A 23,140-nucleotide genomic window follows, 5' to 3' on the forward strand; every position below is an offset into this window, starting at 1 on the left:
TCATCAATGATTATCCATTAATTTTTTTGCATATGATTTACTTGATAATTTAATAACCAGCATGCCAATAATCAATAAGCTACCTAGTAAGAAAATCGTCCATTCACCCATCCATGAAACACCATATCCTAAAGCCACTGTAATGATTGGTGAAAATAAATCAGTTGCAAAAAACGATATGCCAAAAACTCGGCCTAAATAATCTGGTGAACTGGCTTGTTGACGAACCGTATTAATTTTAATGACAAAGGCAGACCGAGCAAAACCATATAAAATCACTAAAATAATAAAGACCCATAAATATTTAAAGAAAGTCGCAATAATAAACGCTACTCCTAACAGATAAAAGTCATGATACATCGAACTCATCGTATTATATTTTGGTAACTTTGCTAATATGACACTGACAAAAATACCAGCAACTGCAGCTAATGTTAATGCAGTCGAATAACTCGTTGCCGTACCGTGATAATTATGTTGAATTAAATATGGCATCGCTAAAATAAACCCTTCAAAAAAGAAGTTTGTCCAAATTGTTAGCAACATAGACTCAAACAATACTGGTGAGTTTTTTACATATCGAAAACCAGCTGCTAAACTTTGTAAAAAGGGTTCTGTTGTATATGAATCTGACTTTGGCGCTGGTTTGTACTTAATAGCTAAGTTAAAAAGTACCGTAATAAACAACATCACTGCAAGAATTTGTAAGAAAGTTCTCAAGTTGATCCACTTAAAATGCAATAACAGGCCACCAACAAGTGGTCCCATCGCTTGTCCTGTCGAAAATGCTGCGCTTGCCCAAGCATTAAAACCTGCAAGCGATTTTTCTTTAATTACATCAGGTAAAATGGCCCTTGTTGCTGGATACGAATAGGAAACATCCATATTTAAAATAAATGTTAAAATAAACAAAATCCAAATTTGTGGTTTATCTGGATTAATAAAGAATGATAAACTCAGTGCTCCGATTGCTCCCATAAAATCAGCAGCCAAGAGGACAATCTTACGATTAAACCGATCAAGCATTGAACCGACAAAAATATCATTAACAACATAAACAATAAAGCCAAATCCTGTGAGAATACCTAAAATTTTTGCATTACCGTAACTTGCGACTAAAAACCAATTCAAACCAAATCGATAAACGCCATCACCAAAAACTGACGCAAAATTTGAAGCAAGCAGCGGAAAACTAAAATTTGCTAATTTAGATTGATGTTCTGTCATAAACACGCCCCTTCACTATAAAAACTTAATAATAATCACACCAACTGCCATAATAAGGACACCAATAATTTGTACCAATGTTATTGGTGCTTTGAGTGAATGCCACCAACCAAATTTTTGTACGAACATTGAACCCAAAATTGACCCAATTAATCCCATGGTAATTGTTAGTCCCGCACCAATTTGAGGTACAGTTAATACTGTCGCTAAAACAAATAATCCACCTAAAATACCACCTAACCAATTCCACCACTTTGTTGTTTTCAACGCAGTCATACTTGGTAATCTTTTTTCAAACACAACTGAAAAAATGGCAATAAGTACAAAACCTGTCAAAAAAGAGATAAATGCCGCTTGTTCTGAATTATGTAATAGCGTACCTAAATGCCCATTAATGGCTTGCTGGGTTGCTGAAACACCACCAGCTATAACGGCCCAAATTTGCCAGAATTTTTTCTCTGTTGATTTTGAAATTTCTTTATTAGTTGTTAATGATTCTTTTTGTAACAATGTTGGTAAAGCAACAGCACAAAACACACCAAAAATTAGAACAATTAATCCAAAGACACGCAGAATAGTTAAAGAAATGACTTTTGCCTGAAACCAACCAAACGTGTCAATAATGGTACCCATTAATATTTGTCCTAAAATTGGTAAAATAACTGTTTGCATCGCACCTAATCGTGGAAATAACAAAACATTTGATGTTAAATAAATACCACCTAATAATCCGCCTAACCAAATCCACCACGGATGTGTATAAATAAACTGACCTGTAGGCCATAAATCACCAGTCATTAACCAACTTAATAATCCTAAAAATAATGTACCAATTAAGAATGAAATAGTCGCTGCTAAAAAGGGGGATCGAACAATTCTACTTAAATCAGAATTAATCGGATTTTGATTAGCCAATAAAAAACCTGCCACCAGCGCAAATCCCAAAGAAACTAAAATCATTTTTATACCTTCCTACTATTCTATATCTGCTCAATACGATCATCTATTTTTATTGAAAAAGAGTGGTCTTAACCAGTAATCAATCGGTTAAACCACTCTATTATTGTTGACTATTGTTACTTAATCTAAGAAATCACGTAATTGTTTTGAACGTGATGGATGCCGTAACTTACGCAACGCTTTTGCTTCAATTTGTCGAATTCGTTCACGAGTTACTCCAAATACCTTACCAACTTCTTCTAGAGTACGTGTCCGTCCATCTTCAAGACCAAAACGTAGTCTTAGGACATTTTCTTCTCGATCAGTCAATGTATCAAGAACTGATTCCAGCTGTTCCTTAAGCATTTGATAGGCAGCTGAATCAGCTGGTGATACCGCCTCATTATCCTCAATAAAATCACCCAAGTGTGAATCATCCTCTTCCCCAATAGGTGTTTCTAAAGAGACAGGTTCTTGAGCAATTTTAAGGATATCACGTACTTTTTCTGTTGGCACATCCATTTCGGCACCAATTTCTTCTGGTGTTGGTTCACGTCCTAAATCTTGCAACAGATTACGTTGAATACGAATTAACTTATTGATGGTTTCAACCATGTGTACGGGAATTCTGATGGTTCGTGCTTGATCGGCAATGGCACGAGTAATTGCTTGTCGAATCCACCACGTGGCGTATGTTGAAAATTTAAATCCCTTACGATAATCAAACTTTTCAACAGCCTTCATTAAGCCCATATTACCTTCTTGAATTAAATCAAGAAATTGCATACCACGACCAACATAGCGCTTTGCAATAGAAACAACCAAACGTAAATTGGCTTCTGCTAGTTCTTGCTTTGCTGTTTCATCACCATCTTCAATTCTTTCCGCTAATGAAACTTCTTCGGCACCTGTTAATAGAGAAACACGACCAATTTCTTTTAAATACATACGAACTGGATCGTTAATTTTCATACCAGTAGGTGCATCAGCTGCTTGCTTTAGTTCTTTTTCAGACAATTTTGTCTTTTTATTTTCTAGTGCACGTGCTGAAGGTTCTCCGTTTTCATCAACAACCGAAATACCAGCTGACTCAATTTGATCATATAAATCATCAATTTGATCAGCATTTAAAGACATTGGCTTAACAACTGATTTCTGTAGGTCAGCTTCTTTGATTTGCTTATCTTTTTTAAATTCTTTAATAATACCTTTAACCGCTTTATCAAAATCCACCTTACTAAATGAAGTTGATTTTTGCTCAGTTTTCTTTGCAGCCATAGTACACTCCTCAATTTTCTGTATTTTTTGCTTGTTTTTGTTTTAAGACAGTCATATATTCAACACTTAATTGTGCAATACGAGCATGATCATGTAACTGATTTGCTTCTTTGATTTCTCTTGATAACTGACGAATCTTTCTTTCTAAGGGTGCTTCATCACTGATAACACGGATATATTCAGCAACTTGGTCCCGATCAACAAATAACTGTGGATCAATGTCCTCTAACATTGCTAATATACGTATTAACTCTGGTTTTTGTACGTAGTCCATAAACGCAGCCATATCAGATATGGTTTGTTGTTGCTGTTCTTCACGGTATGCCATTGCAATCATAAACAACGTTTCATAAGGTACATCTTGAAAAGAAAAATTCTGATGGTTGGTCACTTCCAACCAAACATCATTATCCCGTAGCATCCAAGCCAATAATATTTGTTCAGCCTTTTCGATACGTGTCATACTACGTTGGATAATTTGATTATCATTTAAAGCCCTTGGTTGATTGCGCTCACTTTTCTTATTACTAGAAGGTCTTTGTGCCTGATACTGTAATAAAATTGGTCGGATTTGATCTTGTAAAGCTTCATAACTCAAATTAAATTCATTGGCTAATTGGCGTAAAAACTGTTCACGAATCACAGGCTCTTTGGCCGTAGCAATAACTCCCAAAGCATCACTAATATACGAAAATAATTCTGTCTGGTTATTTAAATTACGATCAATTTGTAGAAAACGAAGATTAAAAGTAATCGGATCTTCAACATTGTGTAGCAAAATCTGATTAAAGGCTGATGCATCGTTAGACCGTAAATATTCATCTGGATCTTGATTATCAGGAATATGTATAACTTGTGCTGTCATACGCCCCTGTTGTGTAATCAAATCTAGTGCACGCTTTGTTGCTTTTTGACCAGCCATATCTGAATCATAACTAATGCTTATTTTTTCAGTCAACCGTGACAATCGCCGAATTTGTTCAGTTGTTAATGATGTTCCCATCGAAGCCACGCCGTTTTGTACACCGGCTTGAAACGCCGCAATAACATCCATAAATCCCTCAAACAAAATCACATGTTTCTTCTTTTTAATAGTATCTTTTGCTAAGTCTAAATTAAATAACTCCGCAGATTTATTAAATAATGGACTTTCAGGTGAATTGATATATTTTGGTTCATCGTCATCGGCTGTTAATTTACGACCTGAAAACGCAATTGGTTGACCATAACTATCTCTAATTGTAAATAGTACTCGATTAGCAAAACGGTCATGTAACGTACCATCCGACCATTCAACAAACAATTCTGACTTACGCAATATTTGATAGTCAATTTTTTGAGCATTGAAATAATCATAAAGAATGTTTCCTTCAGGTGCAAAACCTAACATAAAAGCATCAATCGTCTTATCATCTAAACCACGTTCATTCAAATAAGATAATGCCTGTTCACCAGTAGTAGTGTTAACTAATAAATGGTGATAGAGCTTCGTTGCCTCATTATATAAATTTCTTAAAGTTTCTGTCTCTGGATCAACCTGAATATTTTGATCATTATCTAAATATATTTCATCTAGGTCCACACCAGCTTGCGGTGCAATTTTTGCAACAGCTTGTGGAAATGATAAATTTTCAATTTCCATCAAAAAACTAAAAACATTGCCACCCCGACCACACGAAAAACAATGGAAAATTTGTTTTTCCTCATTCACAGAAAAAGACGGCGTCCTTTCTTCATGAAAAGGACATTTACCAAACAAATTACGCCCTTGTTTTTTTAATTGTACATATGGTGAAACAACATCAACAATGTTAACGCGCTCCCGAATTTCTTCAACGAGATTTTGCGGAATTCGTGCCATTATATTTCACCTCCGCCTCAACAAAAATGAACTTTTCCAGCTCCTATAATTATACGCTTGAATATTTAATATGCAAGTATCTTGTCAACCCCTATGAAACGACGTAATTATGATTATGACAAGGTTCTTAAATTAGCTGGGCAATATTATGTAAACTTAATTGTTAGAGGTATTGTCAAGTATTTAACTATAAACTTTTTTAAAAAACATACGTGATGCCTTAAAAAAACCTTTATATCGGGCTATTTTGGCTTTTTTACAATTTGGTTACAATTCTTCCCAAAATTGGTATTTTATCTGTACCTCTCAGTCTTTTTTTATTTCCCTATTACCCCAAATTTATTCTTAATTTTTTTTGTTTATGTCCTTGCGCTTGTTGCCATTGTCTATACTTAAATAAGGGTGATTCCCAGCCAATCACCCGCCTTGGATAATGATTAATAATATCTTGTACTTGTTTAATTTCAGCTGGTGTTACTCGATTAAAACTTTTTCCTTTCGGAAAGAAACCCCGTATATCACGATTAATGCGTTCAATTGACCCTTTTTCCGATGGGCTATACGGATGTGTGAAGTAAATCTTAATTTTGCGATCATCTAATAGCGACATCATGTCAAAATTAGTAAACTCATGCCCACGGTCAGCTGTCAGCGAATGTACTTCATCTGGGTGACGATCTAAAAATTGTTCCGTAGCTAAGCGCATTTGTTGACTACTTTTATCCGAAATTTTAGTGATTTCAACATACCGAGTTTTGCGTTCTAAAAAGACTAGTAAAGCTGCTTTCACACCTTTTGAAGAATCAATACAATCCATTTCCCAATGCCCGTAATTTTGTCGTCGATTAATGACATCAGGGCGGTGATCAATAGCATGAGCCTTCATAAAATCACTTTCATAGTTTGAACGCATCATTGATCGTAACGAGGGACCCTTCACCCGATACTTACGCTTTGGATAGTCATTTAGTTCATTGATACCTAATTTTAAATACCGATATAAGGTCGCTTCAGTCGGGGCATACTTGACCTTGTGGGCAATCATTGGAATCGTCCAATGTTTTTCTTTAATAGCTTTGGCAATTCGTTTTAGGGTGCCCCGCTTGGTTTGAATTTTTCCTGCCCGACGGGCAATCCGTTTTTGGGCAGCTAACCAATTCGCATATTCTGGTTCATAAGGGAACTTTTCTAGGGGAATATCTGGCCGCCGCCGATTATTTTTGACTTCGTCATAAATTGTTTTTGGTGTCCGTTCTAATCTAATGGCAATTTGGTTTAAAGACATTTTTTGTTCATAATGCCAAACATAAATATAATAACGTTCTTGCCGACTTAAGCGTTTGTACTTTTTCATGATGATAGGCTTCCTTTAGTGATAATTTCATATAGTAATCATATAATATAAAAAATGGGCGCAACATCATAGACCGGCAGCAATAAAAACGGTAGCTAACATATAGTATTAGCTACCGTTTTTCTACTCTGCTGTTTATTTTTTATTATTTGACGTAAACCATTCTTTCTAGACAGACAATCAGCAAACTAACGATTAAACAGCTGTATCAAATGGCTAACGATTGTTTGCACTAAATGATGACTACCCGTATTTGGGAGCTCTTTTTCTTTGGTTTGTTTATCAATGGTTCTTTCAATCGTACTATGCTCACTTATTGGATTTTTCACCTGATTAGTGGTCTTTTCTTCGCCAAAGCTTGTTTGGGCGGCAACATTTTCAATGACACCGGTCGCATCATCTTTCACGATTGGATTAAAATAAGCGACGAGCTTATCTCCCGCATACTTTTTCAAGAAAGCAACCTGATCTTTTGGTGTCACGGTAAAGCGACCATTATGATCGTCCCATTTGACATCGACATCTGCCATATCAAACTCTTTGGCTGTCCCTTTATCAATCAAGATTGTATCATCCTTTTGTACTGCTTGTGATTTACCTTGTTCTGATGAGGTTGTCGATTTATCAGTGGTAACTGATGACGCTTGAGCGGCACTTTTTCCATTCTGACCTGATTGGCTAGCTTCTGTTGAACTGACTGAACTATCAGTACTAGTAGACGGTTTCTCTGACGTATCCTCCTTGTCTGTCGTTTTGTCGGCATCTGCTTGGGCATCTTTTAAGATAGCAATCTTAAAGTCCTTTTTAACATCATCTGTCACATCTAAACGGGTTTCATCGTAATCATCGCTTAATTGAAAAGTTTCATCATTAATCTGGTCGGATGTTAACGCCAGATTTGTCATCTCTGATAAATCACCTATGACCTGATAATGAATGGTATCGCCAGGTTTCACATTTTTATTGTTATAGTCATTTTGATCAGCATCCACATCTTTCTTTATGGGGTGATAATTTGGTGTATGATTTGTAACTGTATTACTATCGTAATCCTGATTATTCATCGTTAATTTGGCGTTATTTTTAAAGTTAACCCCATCTTCATTCGCATTTGTATAAATTTCGATTCGATCACTTTTATAGGCAGTGTCTTTGTCTGCATTAATGATCGCAAGTGCTTCTGGTTTAGCCTTTAGGGAAAATTGACGCTTATTGTTACCTTGATACTCATAATTTGCCGTCACATCTTCTCCTTGCGCGTTAAATACTTTGTAACCCGCGTAATTCACATATCTAGGAAGCTTATCCGTCCAACTTAGTGACTGAATATCGGTCGCTCGATTAGCGGGGAGGTCATCCATACTTAAATCATACGTTAAGGCCTGCCCTTTAACCACTGCTTTACCAGCGACGCTGGTTTTCGTTAAGGTATCCTTGACTCCCGCTTTAACATCTTTATGCACCGCAATGGTCTTGACTGGATTAGACACTTTATTGGAAGCAAAGGTTTGATCATCAAACAGCAATTGATAATCGTTGTCCATTGTCACGTCTTCTTTGGTTGCCACACCAGCAATCGTAATTAATGGCGCAAAGACGGTTTCTTCGTCAGCTTGTTGATTAATCTTTGCCAGCAAATCCTCTTTTGGCGTAATTTTTACTTGACCATCAGTTGTGGTGATTTCAAATTTGTCTGTGATATCTTGATCACCGTCATGAACTCGAATCGTTTTTGGGTCAAATCCATCAGGAATTTTGTCAATAATGGCTAGTGATTTTGCTTGTTCACGTCCTCCAGGTAATGGGTCTGTTTTGAGCGAATAGGTTAATTGATCCCCTTTCATAAATACTTTGCTGTTTGACGATCCTGAAATATCATCAATGTTGTCACCTGCATCCACATCTTTATTAATTGATGGTGTTTCATATAAATCAGTAAAAGCAGCCGAAATTTTGGGCTTGGTTACCTCGATTGGTGGATTAGCAACATTAACATTCAGTTGCTGTCCAAATAAAGGGGTAATTAAGTGAAGGTCATTGCCACCATACCCCACTGATTTCAAACTACCTGTTGTATATAAGTGGATTGTATTTGCCGTTCCTTGGGTAACAGTCATCACTGAATACTTGTTAGAGTCATGATTATCACCAACCGTTTTGGGTGATAATGTGTACCCATTAGCATTTAAATTATTATCAACAATTGCAATACCATTAGACTGAGATTTTGATAGATCTAGATTTTGGGCATAGCCATTCACGGGTTCATCAATATCGCCATAATAGTTTCCCTGCCAAACGTTCAGTGAATTCCCCTTATCGTCTAACAATTCCGTTTTCAGATTGAGATCATCTAATGAGTCAACAATAATTTTACCTGTACGTTGATTGTTGTCTTGATTGGGTTCATGTGGTGCAACTAAAAATGATTGATCACCTGTTAAACGTAAATTGACATTAGTACCATCTTGTAGGGTGCCCACATTAGTGAGCACCACCGAGCCCCCCTTATCGTAAAGTGTTCCGTCATACATGGACTTGGTTTTCCCTTTTTCTTGGGTCATTTGGGTATTATCGTTCCACTTAATAATAGTGCCCCGCTTCAAGTAATGGTGTTCTGCCACCTTACCATCCATATTTTTATTGGCAACAATTGTTAGATTCGCATTATGAACATCATCACGTGACCCCGTCATCATATACCGCCAGTCATTATTTTTTGAAACGCCACCATTCAAATTCAACCCCTTGGTATTGGTATCATCTTTATCTGTTGGAATCTGACTAGCAACTTTATCATAGGCCGCCTTTTCCGAATTATACTGAGCAACTTGTTGCTGATAAGTTGCAATTTGCTGACGAATTTGTTTAGCTTGATTTGCATAATCAGCTTCAATATTCTTTTTTGTTGCCGTTGTATCGGCGGTGGTAACAGTGTTCTGAACCTTCGTCGTTGTATCGACCGTTAACCCAGCATCTTTAGCTGCTTGAATTGCCTGGTTAAGGTCAGTAGCAACTGGTGTTACTTTCAGTCCTGTTGTTTTATCTGATGACTGATCTGTTTTTGCCACCTGATCATCAGCGGTGACTGGCGGTATACTTGGCACAATGGTTCCTGACACGGCAACCATTGTTGCGCTTAAGATGATTAATTTCTGTTTTTTCCTAATTCTGATCATGCTGCTTACCTTTCTTGTAATTGTGGAAATAATTGTTGCACTGGTTTATCCGCCTGCTTCAGTGGACCAACGTGCAACAAAGTTGCTCGTAATAATAAACGATTTTCAGGATGTAAATTGAAGACACCGGGTTCATCACAGGTGATCATGGTTAAGATTTTATGACCTTTCCCCGCAGCATCATCCACCACTTCGCCATGTTTATAACTCACAACTTGACGACCACTAACCTGATCTTTAATTTTGTTAAATTGATAAGTATATAATTGCTGACCATCCGTTAAATAAACCTTTGGTTGCTTATTAACGTCAATTCGCCGTTGCATTGGACTAAAATAAGTTTGATTATTGCCAAAATTATGTGCTGCGACGGCAAAATTACCTTGACCCATCATTTCATTGCGTCGGGGTGTTCCCGCGCCTACGGCCAAGACTTTGTCACTGACCCCCTCATTGATGACTAAGGCAGTAATCGGTTGGCTAACGCCCGTCTGTCGGGGAACGGCGATATAGCCCCGACCATATAACTTTTCAGGTAAAGCCGCATATTTTTTTAATTGATGAGCATTTGGAATCCCATGATTATTGGCACCGTATGCAAACGTACTTTGGTGTGCATCAAGCTCGTTCATTAAGGCAATATCAGCTTTCTTTGTAAAATTGTCATGTTGCATCCGTGCGGACGTTTTATTCACTAAACTTTGTTTCACCAAACCAATGCCTAATAGGACACTAATAACTGCTAAGCCAACGCCTAACGCAATCAACCAACGTTTCTTTGCAGGTGATCTTTTTCTGTTAGATTGTTTATTTTGTTGACCTGATAAACGTCCATTAGCAGATTTTGATGCCGGATCAATCGGTTTAAACCCCATATCTATCAAACTCCTTTCTTAGATGATTTCGCGCAAGATGAAATATCCCATACCAATCATGACCATACTGAACCCAAGCACCAATAACCAATTAATCGCATGTTTTTTAGTGCGACTCTGCACGGGTTCTCGAAACAACACATTGGCCGGATGTACCGTTGTTTTAAAACTCATTTTTCCTGCCTCCTAATGACCAATTTCTTGTTGATTAATTTGTGATAAGAGTTGTGTATTATGCCCGCTATTAGCGGCGGCTAACTGTTTAGCTGCTTGTAAATTATGTTGATCCACTAAGAGTTGACCCACAGCTAAAGTACGTGCTTCGGTGCCTAAATCTTGATTTTCAAAATCGCGATAATAAACTTTCAGTGAATGATTAGCGAGGTCATTATCTAGCAATGCATAGTTAGCTGTTGGCGCTGTTGTATCAACGATACTTGTTGACGTTGCAGTTGGCGTTGTTTGTGAATGACTACTTGCTGACGAACTATCTTTGTCAGCTTTTGTTGTTGCTTTGTTTAAAGTCACTTCTTTGGCATGATAACTCGCTTTGATCGCTTTCATTTGTGCCGCAGCTTCTGTTTTCTGTTGATTAGTCATCATGACACCAGCTCCAACGCCACCAATACCTGCAAGAATGGCTGCACCAACAAGCGCCCCTTTGAGATACCCGCGTGAACGGTTGACTGGTGGTGTCGGTGCTTGTTGTGGTTCGTCGGCAGGTCTTTTACCGACTAGTGCCGCAATTAAGGCTGTTTGCTGATCACCCGCTGCTAGTTCACTGATTCGTTTGGTTAGTCGTTCGTTTTCTACTTGCGAGCCTTCGGCTTGCGTCTGCCACCGTTGTGCTTCTCCCTGGGCAGCTACTAAATCACTCTGCAACTGTTGCCGTTCCGTTTCTAAGATATGCTTGCGGTTTTCTAACTGAACCACATCATGTTGGGCAGTTTCTGTTCGTTGACGTTCCGCTAAGGCTTTATCAGCGGTTTGCCTAGTCTGGAGGCCAACTTGATGTTCTTGTACATATTTTTGATGCATCTTATTTAAGCCAGCCACCATCGTTTTAAATTGCTCAGTCATGAGTGTGTCAGCCTGTTTTTGCTTGTTAATCATGTCATCTACCAACTCATGTTGCACGCGTTCACGCGCTTTTTGTTGTAGGGCAGCCACTTCTTGGTCAATGTAAGCTTGTTGCGTTTTAATTGCTAAGTCAGCGGCTTGTTGAATGGTTTGATCGCGTAAGGTCTCATTTTGGGTAATTAACCGTTCCATATCAAGCGCATTTTGTTGCTTTAATGCCGTTAACTTTTGTTCATGTCGCTCATTTTCTTGTTGGATGGCATCCTCATAGGCAGTTTGTCGATTAGCTTGGGCTTCTGCTAAACGGGTTTTAAATTTAGTCGTTTCTTCATCTTTAATTTTTTCATGAATAGGCGTTTGTCAATCTTCTTGCAATAATTGATCCAACTTTTCAGTATCAAGACTAATTTTTGAGACCGTTTTAAGTAATTGCTTTTGCAATTCAGCCGTTATTGATTTTGAACTTTGCTCTAACAACTCGTTGGCAGTCGCCTTTTCTCGTGCCATCATGATATCAACATACGTCTCATCTTCTGGCAAAACTGTTTGTTGCTCGTTTGGCAGAGTGACTGGAAATTGTTTGACGTCAACTTGAAAGTGACGAATATCAGCCAATAACTGATCCGACACCAGCCTGTTGTTAGGCATTGTGGGATCATTGTCTTGTTGATGACGGGCAACCCGGGTGGGTTGTTGCTCTATGGACAATGACTGTGTTTCTTTTTTTTCGTGTGACGGATGCGGCGAACGTTGGCGAGTGGGTAAGACAATCTCGTCATCATTGGTTGGCGGAGCAGGATTTACTTGTTTTTGTTGCTGATCCGTCTCATTTGCCATAACTGTTGGCGTTGTCATAACTAGTTTTTGAGGTATCACCGTTAACGGTTGATTATGTTCTAGTGCGTGTAAGTATATTGCTTCACTTGGTAATTCAGGTAATTCACTAGTTGGGATAGCTGCCAATGTTTCTGCGCCAGTCACCAGTTGGATAAACGCATTTTGCAGTTGATCATAAGTAATACTGTCATCAACACGCACCTCTTCATCATTGAGCACTTGATTAATGGTTTCGATGACAAAGTTTTCCATATCAGGACGGATCTGGGCATCATCCCAACTTAACCCAGTTTCTTGACTCTTACCTGTATCAGGATCGGCGACTAAATAGGTGACGGTCCCTAACGGAACCGGTTCCCCTGTGACAATCGCAACTTCTTGCTTTAAGCGTTGCGTTAACGTCTGTAAGTCGGCTAAGGTCATCTCTGGCCATGCCTGGGCTAAATCACCAATTTCTTGGACGATTTGCGCAATTAATTCATTATCAAAGTCTAACGTCTCATTTTCAATTTGGGCATGGTAAGCCCCCCAATCTTTTGAGGGGTGACGCTTCAAATTAAGCCAATTCATGTTAATTTTCCTCAACTTTCTGTTGTTTTAATGCCTAGTTTATCGATTGTCTTGCCTAGAAAGGCCATTGCCAACCAAAGCCACCACCAGAACTGGTAATGGTTTGGACGACCCAAGTAAAGATCAGACCTAAGCACAAAATACCAAGCACACAGGCTAATCCAATCAATAGTTTTTTCATACCTGCGGCATGTAACATCTGATTACCAGAAGCCATCAGTGCAATCCCTAAGGCGGCACAGATAGCTCCTAAGACCACAGCTAAAATAATCAGGAACGTAATGACCTTTGAACCAGTCGACTTCGCTGTGCCTTCCAAATCAGCGGCATGTGCCACCCCACTTGTGCTTAACCATAGGGTAGCGGCACTTACCCCTAACGCGACTTTACAACGCCAAGTAGGCGCCTTTTTTACATCAACAGTCATCTCTGTTGACCTCCTTTTGTGTTGTCATTAATACTGGGCAAAAATGCGTCAAATATTAATGCACTTGTATCTTAACGAATTCAAAGCAGTCGATGTAAATGTTGTCAACTCAGATTTGAAAACACCTCATTTCAGCAAAAAAACACAAAAAAAGCCTAAGTAACAAATAGTTACTTAGGTCTTTTCTAACTAAAATCCACAAAAATGGGGTCTGATAAATTCTTATATTCATTAAAGAACTTAATGCAGGGTGTGTCATTTTCATTTGGCATCATCAAAATATTGAGCAGGAACCAAATGGAACACGGGCATATTTTAACAAACCTACTTTGGACAATCAAGGCTTTACATATCCGTGCCTTTAGAACTGATTGCTATCAACATTTAAATGAAAAGTCCCGTCTTCCTTAACTTGTGTTATTTGGTGCGTTTGCCCATCATAGGTTAACGTAAAGACTTTTTGGGTATTCTTGCCCGTCTCATTTTCAAAATTAAGCTTTTGGGTGGCAAAAACGGTCGCCGTCATTTGTTGCCCCTGCAATTTAATGGGCACAATCAGACTATCCACATACGTGCCTTGTAACGATAATTGCTTGACCTTATGATATTTATCAATTTTAAAGACCTGTCGGTCTTGATAAACTGCTGGTGAGATCACTTTTTTAACCGCTTGTCGCCGGGCATCATACATTTTTTGATTATCAAACGTTAAATAGCCCGTCATAAACTGATCAACGGCTTGTTCGGTTTCACTATATAATGGTCGATGGCGTTGAAATTTTGTCAACTGTTGTTGCGTTCGCAATTTTTTTTGGGTGGTTTGCTGTTGCTGACTTTGTTGTTTGGCTTGATTTCCCTGATAAAAATTAATCGTCCCAATTAATAAAGCCAGTACCGATATCACTAGACAACTTATTTGCCAAGTGAACTTGTGCCGGGGCTTATTAGTAGATAGTCGCTTTTGCATTATCACTTTCCTGTACCTCCCCTAACTTCAATTGCTCAACCCGCCATTGATGCTGATACTTCGTCATGGTTAACAGCACCGTATACTTGGTTGTGGCACTTTTTTCTTGTGCCTGTGCGTCATCAGTCGTTGCGAATGCTTTCAAAGTGACCGTACCTGTGCCGACAACCGTCCCATTGGCCATTTCATTAAAGGTGAGGGCTAACTGATTTACTGCCAGGCGATTGGCCATACCAGCCACCCCACTGACGGCCTGAAATGCTGCCGACGTACCAGTCGCTTCACTGGCGGTTGTTTGTGCAGTGTTCCCCTTGCTAGGTGTGTTGCTCATTTGGATCGCTTTTTTAAAAAAAGTCTGTGCCCGTGTTTGGTACTCTTTCTGGTCAATGAGGTGCTCATGTTGTGTGATTGGCAACGGCGTTGCCAATTGACGTTTATCAACCAAAACACTTTGTTGCACCGCTTTTAATTGGTGGTGCTGGTGTTGATTAAAGACCACCGCACTGACCAAAAATAATAAGCTCAGACTTAGTACGAGGAGGCTTAATGATTTATAACTTTTCATGGTCTATCTAATTCACTCCTTTTTTAGATTGCAGGTCAGTACGCGTAATAACTGCTTTTCGTTCGTACCAGAATAACGGGCCACTTCACGATTACCACGTAAATGAATAACCGTGGGTGTTTGCACCACTTGATATTTTTGATACAGTTGCGACTTTTTGGTATCTGAAACTACATACTGTATATCGTCATGATGTTGTTTAATCGCTTGATTAATGACACTAACAACAGCTTGACAATCTCGACAACCTGTTTTGTGAAATACTAAAACAACATCCGAATTGGTTTTTGCGGTTGCTTTTAAAGTTTTTTGGGCTTGTGGTGTATCATGATACCGAAAAGTTTGCCAAAAATGACCGCCAATCACAATGATTAATAGCCCAATTAAAAGACTAATAAGACCTTTATTAAATCCTTTGAAATCCATCATAATCCCCCTTTTCGCAAATGACACTAGTGTGTTTAATGTCACATGCCTTATTTTTGATCGTCATTTTTCGTTTGGAATGGTCCAGCTGGTGCCACCAACCCTTGACCTGGTATGGCTTGTTTAGGCAAAGCAGTTAGGTAATCGCCCGGGCTGATCAAGCCATCGGATTGTGGTGCAAAGGCACTTTTCTTTTTGTTGACCGCGAAGTGCACATGCACCCCAGTAGCTAGTCCTGTTTGACCTTGATGACTGATATGTTGACCTTTTTTGACTTGATCACCGATGTTAACGACAATCGCTGATTGTGAGGGTGCATGTCCGTAATACGTAAAAGCCCCGTCAGCTGCTTTAATGACAACCCAATTACCACCGACAGCATCACTGGACTTAGCCGTCACCGTCCCATCTGCAACCGCATAAACATTACCAGCGTCGCCGTCATGGTTAACCGTTTGAAAGTCAGCCCCATAATGTGCTGAACCACTGGCACCCGCATAATTCGGATAACCACCTGTGATATTGTACTTACCCTTAACGGGTAAGCCTGAAGCCGTGCCATCGGATGTCCCACAATCGCTACTTTCGGCAGCATCTGCTGCAGCCACTAACCCGTCACCGCCAGTACTATCAGAAATGTTACCCGAAAAGTTTAAATTAAAAGCTTGTTTGACCGCTGTTGCAGTTTGTAAGACTTGCGCTGGTTTACGTTGCGAATCACCAGAGGATAGGCCTTCAAAATATATATCCCAAGCTTCCATGGAGTGTGCTAAGTCAGCATCACGCATATGAGTTAACGTTGCCGCATGTGTTGTTCGTAACTCTCTTATGGCCAATGCAACCTGGGCTTCAACCGTGTCCTCCGTATTACCATAACGATTACCATTAATACCATCGGCTCCCCATTGCCAAATGCCTTTGACTGCCCCACTCGGATTAACGGCTTTCGGATTAAACTGACTTTCTCTCAGACCAATAGCCAAGGCAGCTGCAATATTATCGCCACTCATGTGCAACGTATTTTTGAATTGGTCAGCGGCATATTGCATCGCTTTATGGGTTGCTGAATTACTATCTTTCCAGTCACCCCCGATTCCCGTGGCACTACTCGTTGTCGTCCCATCATCAGTGTAACAATCATCATCATCACTCACACCGACTAGTAATAACAAAAACAACATGATAATGAAGGCAATGCCTAACAAAGCTAAGCCCGAGGGTAATAAATATTTGCCCCATTTCTTGAAAAAATGGGCAGCCACACTCGTTTGATTTTCTTGATTTTCTTGATTTGCAGACATACTGACCTCCTTAACGACTGGCAGCAAAAACAGACAATAGCGCTAATAGCGCTACGGCTAACAAAGCCATCAAGAACCAGCGCAGCGTCTTTTGCTTGAGCTGTGAACTGGGTCGGGACAATTGACCTGTCTGGCGATAACGCTGGTAATCACGGGCAGCATCTTCTCTAATTTTAGCTGGGCGATAACGATCAAGTCGTTTTGCAAAGTTGTTTTTAGCCTTGTTAGCCATTTAAATACCTCCTCCATACAAACGCAAAGCTGCTTCACTAGGGCGTTTTGCTGTAATAAAAATGGACTGATACCCCCTTAAAATCAATAAGAATTGTCCGACTTGGAGGGCTGGCAAGGTATTTAACTGTTCAGGCGTTGCATCCGAACGACTGGTGACTTTGGCATACCGATTTTTATCGTCTTCAGGTAACCGTCCAACATGATGATTTTGAAAGCGATTAAAGAAATCAGCCATTGAACGGGCAGCTTCTGAGTCCTGTTGTTGACCGGTTGGTAAAACATTTTTTAATCCTGGAAAAATCATGAATAACCCAAAGTAGTTTTTACGTTGCTGTTGCATCATTTTGTCCGCAAACGACACCCCTAAGGGGTTAGTATAGTTAATGACATCATCCGCCTCATCTTGAATCCACCAAAAGTACTTAGGGGCTGCCGTACCTTTGGCAACAGTAGCCTTACTAAATTCACCAGCCCGTTCACGTTCTAATTGTTCATAACCATTAATCACCACGTAAGCATTCATTAATGACAAGATACTAAAGTACTGGGCCGCATAAACCTTTGAGTCCCATTCAGCCATTCCTGAGGTATCAAATAGGATGAGTTGTTCATCTGATAAGTCACGAACATTCGTGATGCCGTTGACCTTTGATCCATACTGATTCACGATGTTACGTAAGATCATGACAATGTTATCTAACCGCATGCGATTTTGAGCCGTAAATTCTTTGGTGTTTAATGAACGGGCTTGCAGATAACTAATAAAAGTCTCTAATGTGGGATAGGCATTCGCTGCCAACCCAATGACTCGTAATTCTTCGGGGTGATCCTCTGGTGAATACGACCACATTTCCTGATCCTCAATATAGAAACGACGTAGTTCATCAATAAATAAATTGAGTTCGCCAATTGTGGCTTCAGGATTAATGGTGGCATAGTAAGTTTTGACTTTTTCTAAGTGCTGCAAGAATGAATTTATCACATCAATATTGCCATGTTCATCTAGCACTGTGCCAAAGACATGCATAATATTGACCCGATTTTGTGAACCATCCATTGTGAGAATCAAGCCCCCTAGTTTTTTAACATGTGGGAAAAAACGACGAGTCCGATCAAAGAGCCACACCCGATCTCCACGCGCAAATAAGGGATCAATTTGTTGATGTACCCAGGTTGTTTTACCACTACCAGAATCACCGACAACTAAGTTGTAGGCCGTTGTTCGGTGCTTACCATCGGTAAAACTGGGATCAAACGTCACTTCCCCACCTTGAAAGGTGGTGGCTAAATCAGCCCCACGCGGGTCATTCAAAAACGTTTGATTAAAGGCATACGTTCCCGCTAACGCATAGGCTTTCATCGGAAAACCTTTATCTTTCAACCCAATATTTTGGACTTTCATGGTTGGCATAAAAAATTGCCGCATCTGATTAGCCATTTCACCCGCATAAATTCGCGAACGATAATTACTTAACCGTTGTTTAAAGTCATCAATCTTTCGACGTAAGTCTTCTATTGTTCGTGCAGTGAATAACACGCGCACATACAGTCGCTTATAAATCTCACGACCATTCAATGAATCATTTAAATCATTGAGCACTTGCCCGTAATCATTTTGAGCAATCAACTTGCGTTGATCATTTTGCCACTTATCGAGCATGATGGCATGATTCGCATTGGCTGAGCCTTGGAGGGCTTTTTCAACCTTTGCCCGACTCTCCGTCCCAATTTTCAATAAGGTAATCGTATCTTGCGTATCTAATAAGTTGCGAAACCACATTTGTTTTTGGGCTTCACGAGGATAATCATAAATCGAAACAATCGTTGCGACCCCATTACCATAATGTACATAGTCCGAATGGTAAATCGTCGGACTGGAATTTTGCACCTCACGAATTAAATCTAAATCATAACCTAAGGCTTTTAGTTTTGCCGCAGTACCTCTTTTCATCTTGTCTCTCCTCGTTTATTTATCTAATTGTTGGGTGGGATCTTCTAAAATTGATAACATGGTCTTCTTTTTAGCTAAAGACATTTTTTTAGTCGTAATCGCTTGCCCACCAGAATTCATAAAAATGTCACGATTTAAGCGGGCTTCGGCAGCATTGTCGCCATAAACGAACGCCGTATAGCTTTGATGTTTGACCTTTTCAGCTACCTGCCGCAGATTTTTAATCTGTAAGTCCGTCAATTCATATTGGATTTGTAGCTGGCGATAACGGCGACTATCTGTTTCATGTGTCATTGCTTGCGCAATGCGTTCCCGATTGGCTAACCACGCCTGTTGTTGGATGACCGTTTCGGCTGACATTTGTGTAATTAAAATATCAAAATCCGTCGTATAAACATTAAGTAGCAGGTGATAATCACGAATGATGCGGCCTGCTCCTTCAGAATTAGCCCCGTAAACAAAGTCTAAATCTTTCCCTAAAATTGTTAACATGTCCATGTAGGCACCATCTTTACCTGTCTCATCGGCTAAGACCAATAAGTTATCCGCTCCTTCGAACCGCTTAAAAGGCAAAATATCCAATAATGGTACTTTGGGGCGGGCAATTTCGGCAATTTTAGAAACCGATAGTTTTGCCTGTTTTTGTTGCTTAAAGCTCATAATGCCGTTCCTCCTGCTCTAGCGGATAAGTTTTTAGACTCTCACGAAGCGCCTGGGATTTAATCATTGGCTTTGGTGCGCGAATGAAAACCTCTGATATTAACAAACTATTGGGAGCACTTGGCGCTGGTAAAATGCTGTAGATGGCGGTTATCGCCAAGAAAATCAGAAAACTAAGTTTTGCAAGCGTCCACTGATAGGAAAAAAATTGATTTAGGCACACATACCCGACGCCAAAATAACCTACTAAAACACCAATGCGTTCAAAGCTGAGAATAAAAAACCGAACAGGCTTACGCCAAATATTGGTACCAGGCGAAAATTCAATGTAGTTATAACCTTTCATAAAAACTCCTCTTTTCTAAAGTGATTAAATTTACCTGTTTAGCATAAACAATTTGCGAATGGCGGTGTCAATCTTGTCAACTCAGATTTGAAAACACCTCATTTGATCAAATGACACAAAAAAAGACCGCCAATAAACTGGCGATCTTGCAGGCATATTTAAGTTATTTAACGCGTTATGCTTGTCACACTCTGCTTGACGTATTTGTCTTTCTGAGCTGCTTGCGGACTAGTGAAGTACCAATTATAATCATACTTTGCTTTTTTTGCTTTTGTATCATATTTGAGATCTGAACTAAATTTATCATTGTAAATTATATGTTCATAAGTTAGTCCTAAAATACCAGAACCATCTTCTTTATCAACTAATATGTTGTCATTAAACAAATATTGCGTTCCTAATTTGGTTTTAAAATTAATTGTACCGTCCCCATTTGGTTTGTTAATGCGACCAAACTTAAGAATTTCATCATGGATGTGTTTTTTACTCCACGTTGTTCGATACAGGTTTGGATCCTCTTTGCGTAAGTGAATGTAATGTCCTTGCGGTGCCTTTTTAAATTGCTTCTCAATTGGTAGTGCTTTAAATTGCTTCTCAGTTAACGGCTTAACATGTTCATAGATGCCCAAGCAGATTCCTAAAATAATGACAATGACCCCGCCCATTAACCAATATTTCCCAGTTTTACCCATCAGCCCAACTCCTTTTAGATTTTTATTTATTATAACAAACATCACATCATGATGTTCATTTTTAAAAATCATTCTGGGTAGCGAAATTTTTCGAGTTCTTTACGCATCTTATCCATATTTCGCTCTTCTTCAGGTGTAAATTCTGGTTCCGAATCGATTTCTTTCGTTACTGGGTCTGCTGCAGATTTAGGTACGTCTGTACGGTCTAAACTGTTAACTGTGTCATAACTTGTCACAGATTGACTTGTCGGCTTCGCTATCGGACTATTGGTCCCACTTGCTGGTACAGCATTTGAACTGTCTGATGCAACCGTGGGAGCCTTTGGCATAGTTCCCGCTTGACTGGTTGTTTTAGCCAATGCTTGATTCAAATTAAGTGGTTGATCATGTTCATCACTTGTTGCTGGCTGGTCTTGGCTGGTAGACATTGAGCCCACATTTTGTGGCGCTTTAACTGCCGTCATATCAATTCCCTGTGATTGATCAGCCGCAGACGACTTTAACCCATGATCAGCTCCCTGCGAATTGAAATTAGCTGGACTGTTATCTGGCAATGGCACCTTTATCGTACCTGAACCAGCAACGTTATCACGGTCATCACGCTCATTTTCTAATTGATCTTGCGGCTTAGCAGCTTGACTAGGATCAATACCACTACTGTCTACTGTTTCACCAGACACTGCTTCGCGTTCACTATCGCTATCAGGTAACGACCCAATATCCTGATGTTCGGGTGCTTGTGCTGGTTCACCATTTGGTCCAGTAAAGTCCGCAAACGAGCGATTTTTTTCATCAGACTGATCTTGCTCACTCTTTTTATCATTTGCCGCAATAGCATTCTTTGTGTCGTCTGGTTTTTCGTCATTTTGGTTCTTTTCCGCACTCGTATTAGTGTTTCCTGACATGTCATTCGTCAAAGCACCTGGCTTGACATCACGGTTAGGCAGTTTACTATTCAGTAATAGACCACTCTCATTGCCTTTTTCCATCATTGATTCACGTATTTTTTGCGCACGGTCACTCGCCACTGCGGTTTTGGCAATTCTTGAAACACCATCAGTCACAGCACCAACCGTCCCCAAAGCAGCTTTGCCTGCCCCAGCGGTACTCCGACCAATGGCTGCCCCAGTTGCCCCGGCATTTACCATACCCGATATTGTTGCACCATGACCCGTTGGCACGCCAGTCCAGTCATCAATTAAGGCAAAACCACCAAGTAGACCTTTCGCCCCAGCGGCCATTAAGGCAACTGACAGGATAGTGTACGGTCCCCATGATAACCCGATTTTACCAATCGTAGTCATACCCCACTGAATAAAGCCAAAGAACAACAATAGATTAAGTGGCAGTAACGCAATCCCAACAATTGAACCTTCCATGGTATGCAATATTTCAAGAGCCTTTTTACCGGCCATGTCACGAAAGGCAAACGCTAGTAGAGTAATTGAATAATAAGCTAAGCGATAAAAACGAACTAGTAATTCGATGATCGCAAAGAAGCCAACACAAGCAAAGACAATTTCTGCCAAAATAATGCCAACCCAGTTAACTTTCACACGGGGGTACACTTCCGCAGCGGTACTTTTTGTCAAAAAACTGCCCTTATCTAAATCAACAGGGTTCGCCCCATCACTCTGCTTTTTTTTGAATACTTCTCTAACATTTTTATTAGTATTGTTCTTCAAAATATCATCGCTCATGACATCTCTAAAAATTGAACTCTTGACAATACTGGCAGATGAATTCTTGCCAATCGGACTATAATTCTTTAAGTCTTTTTCGTTCACATCAAAATTAGCGTTCGCCACTTTAACCAAATCGACCGAATTATTCTTCCAGATATCTGTTAGGATATTTTGGCTGTTGTTTTGCGAACCATGCGACCCCAACATACTATCATTCATTGCCCGGCCAACTTGATTACCTGCAGTGATGAAAGTCGGTACAAATAAAATAATTACCAGGGCAATAAAGACGCCGCGCGGCCATTCTTTACCGCGTTCACCCGAGGTCAATGAAAATTGAATCATTTGCACCGCCATCATGATTGCTAAGACAATTAGCCCAATCATGAAAAATACCCCAATATATTGCGCTAAATGATAGCCAGTCAGATCATTACCGCCTGTTGATTTGGTGAATAAGGTACTAAAATCTGCCAGTTGCCAAGCACTTTGCCAAGCTGTCAGAACGGCATTTCCTAAATCATAAAATAAATCCGCAATCCACTGCCCTAATATTTGGGCTGCTTTGAGCCAAAGTTGGGCTTGTGGTTGTAGATAATCCGCCCATGAGTCATAAAACGCATTGGTGGGATTACCCATTGGTAAAGCCATAAAACCCATTAATCTTGTTAACATGGGTACTTCCT

The 23,140-nt window shown here is 39.7% G+C and carries 21 protein-coding genes; all 21 read right to left on the reverse strand.

Annotated elements, in window-relative coordinates; genetic code table 11:
* Positions 1–3: 3 nt before the first annotated feature.
* Complete coding sequence (locus tag AC3B5D_RS03680) at positions 4–1,227, reverse strand: MFS transporter (protein WP_489839446.1); 1,224 nt, start codon at positions 1,225–1,227, stop codon at positions 4–6.
* 15 nt (positions 1,228–1,242) lie between these two features.
* Positions 1,243–2,184 carry a DMT family transporter gene (locus AC3B5D_RS03685; protein ID WP_489840585.1) on the reverse strand — a complete coding sequence of 314 codons (942 nt, stop codon included), beginning with the start codon at positions 2,182–2,184 and terminating at the stop codon, positions 1,243–1,245.
* A gap of 123 nt (positions 2,185–2,307) precedes the next feature.
* Entirely contained in the window at positions 2,308–3,444 is a 1,137-nt protein-coding gene (gene rpoD / locus AC3B5D_RS03690) for an RNA polymerase sigma factor RpoD (protein WP_489839445.1), read from the reverse strand.
* Between the two features lie 10 nt (positions 3,445–3,454).
* Entirely contained in the window at positions 3,455–5,305 is a 1,851-nt protein-coding gene (dnaG, locus tag AC3B5D_RS03695) for a DNA primase (protein ID WP_489839444.1), read from the reverse strand.
* A 328-nt stretch (positions 5,306–5,633) separates the two neighbouring features.
* Positions 5,634–6,659, reverse strand: coding sequence for an IS30 family transposase (locus AC3B5D_RS03700; RefSeq protein WP_489839443.1), 1,026 nt, complete (start codon positions 6,657–6,659; stop codon positions 5,634–5,636).
* A 188-nt stretch (positions 6,660–6,847) separates the two neighbouring features.
* Positions 6,848–9,838, reverse strand: coding sequence for an LPXTG cell wall anchor domain-containing protein (locus tag AC3B5D_RS03705; protein WP_489839442.1), 2,991 nt, complete (start codon positions 9,836–9,838; stop codon positions 6,848–6,850).
* A gap of 5 nt (positions 9,839–9,843) precedes the next feature.
* On the reverse strand, positions 9,844–10,713 hold the full coding sequence (locus AC3B5D_RS03710) for a class A sortase (protein WP_489839441.1): 870 nt from the start codon (positions 10,711–10,713) through the stop codon (positions 9,844–9,846).
* A gap of 18 nt (positions 10,714–10,731) precedes the next feature.
* On the reverse strand, positions 10,732–10,887 hold the full coding sequence (locus AC3B5D_RS03715; RefSeq protein WP_489839440.1) for a hypothetical protein: 156 nt from the start codon (positions 10,885–10,887) through the stop codon (positions 10,732–10,734).
* Between the two features lie 12 nt (positions 10,888–10,899).
* Positions 10,900–11,985 (reverse strand): hypothetical protein, encoded by a 1,086-nt coding sequence (locus AC3B5D_RS03720; protein WP_489839439.1) that lies wholly within the window; start codon positions 11,983–11,985, stop codon positions 10,900–10,902.
* A gap of 168 nt (positions 11,986–12,153) precedes the next feature.
* On the reverse strand, positions 12,154–13,200 hold the full coding sequence (locus AC3B5D_RS03725) for a hypothetical protein (protein ID WP_489839438.1): 1,047 nt from the start codon (positions 13,198–13,200) through the stop codon (positions 12,154–12,156).
* Positions 13,201–13,255: 55 nt separating this feature from the next.
* The gene (locus AC3B5D_RS03730; protein ID WP_489839437.1) at positions 13,256–13,627 is read right to left on the reverse strand and encodes a hypothetical protein; all 372 of its coding nucleotides are present in this window, start codon (positions 13,625–13,627) and stop codon (positions 13,256–13,258) included.
* A 361-nt stretch (positions 13,628–13,988) separates the two neighbouring features.
* Positions 13,989–14,600: a hypothetical protein gene (locus tag AC3B5D_RS03735; protein ID WP_489839436.1), complete on the reverse strand. Its 612-nt coding sequence runs from the start codon at positions 14,598–14,600 to the stop codon at positions 13,989–13,991.
* Positions 14,572–15,159, reverse strand: a complete 588-nt coding sequence (locus AC3B5D_RS03740; RefSeq protein ID WP_489839435.1) for a hypothetical protein — start codon at positions 15,157–15,159, stop codon at positions 14,572–14,574. Before AC3B5D_RS03740 ends, AC3B5D_RS03735 begins: the two co-directional genes overlap by 29 nt.
* A gap of 12 nt (positions 15,160–15,171) precedes the next feature.
* Positions 15,172–15,585 carry a thioredoxin family protein gene (locus AC3B5D_RS03745; protein ID WP_489839434.1) on the reverse strand — a complete coding sequence of 138 codons (414 nt, stop codon included), beginning with the start codon at positions 15,583–15,585 and terminating at the stop codon, positions 15,172–15,174.
* A 50-nt stretch (positions 15,586–15,635) separates the two neighbouring features.
* On the reverse strand, positions 15,636–16,886 hold the full coding sequence (locus tag AC3B5D_RS03750; RefSeq protein WP_489839433.1) for a phage tail tip lysozyme: 1,251 nt from the start codon (positions 16,884–16,886) through the stop codon (positions 15,636–15,638).
* A gap of 10 nt (positions 16,887–16,896) precedes the next feature.
* Positions 16,897–17,118: a hypothetical protein gene (locus AC3B5D_RS03755; protein WP_489839432.1), complete on the reverse strand. Its 222-nt coding sequence runs from the start codon at positions 17,116–17,118 to the stop codon at positions 16,897–16,899.
* Complete coding sequence (locus AC3B5D_RS03760) at positions 17,119–19,071, reverse strand: type IV secretion system protein VirB4 (RefSeq protein WP_489839431.1); 1,953 nt, start codon at positions 19,069–19,071, stop codon at positions 17,119–17,121. It abuts the gene before it with no gap.
* Between the two features lie 15 nt (positions 19,072–19,086).
* Positions 19,087–19,731: a hypothetical protein gene (locus tag AC3B5D_RS03765; RefSeq protein WP_489839430.1), complete on the reverse strand. Its 645-nt coding sequence runs from the start codon at positions 19,729–19,731 to the stop codon at positions 19,087–19,089.
* On the reverse strand, positions 19,721–20,077 hold the full coding sequence (locus tag AC3B5D_RS03770) for a hypothetical protein (protein WP_489839429.1): 357 nt from the start codon (positions 20,075–20,077) through the stop codon (positions 19,721–19,723). The genes AC3B5D_RS03765 and AC3B5D_RS03770 overlap by 11 nt, the downstream gene beginning before the upstream one ends.
* A 167-nt stretch (positions 20,078–20,244) precedes the next feature.
* Entirely contained in the window at positions 20,245–20,769 is a 525-nt protein-coding gene (locus AC3B5D_RS03775; protein WP_489839428.1) for a hypothetical protein, read from the reverse strand.
* A 68-nt stretch (positions 20,770–20,837) separates the two neighbouring features.
* Complete coding sequence (locus AC3B5D_RS03780; RefSeq protein WP_489839427.1) at positions 20,838–23,129, reverse strand: pLS20_p028 family conjugation system transmembrane protein; 2,292 nt, start codon at positions 23,127–23,129, stop codon at positions 20,838–20,840.
* Positions 23,130–23,140 lie beyond the last annotated feature (11 nt).

The sequence above is a fragment of the Weissella sp. ESL1177 genome (assembly GCF_058107185.1).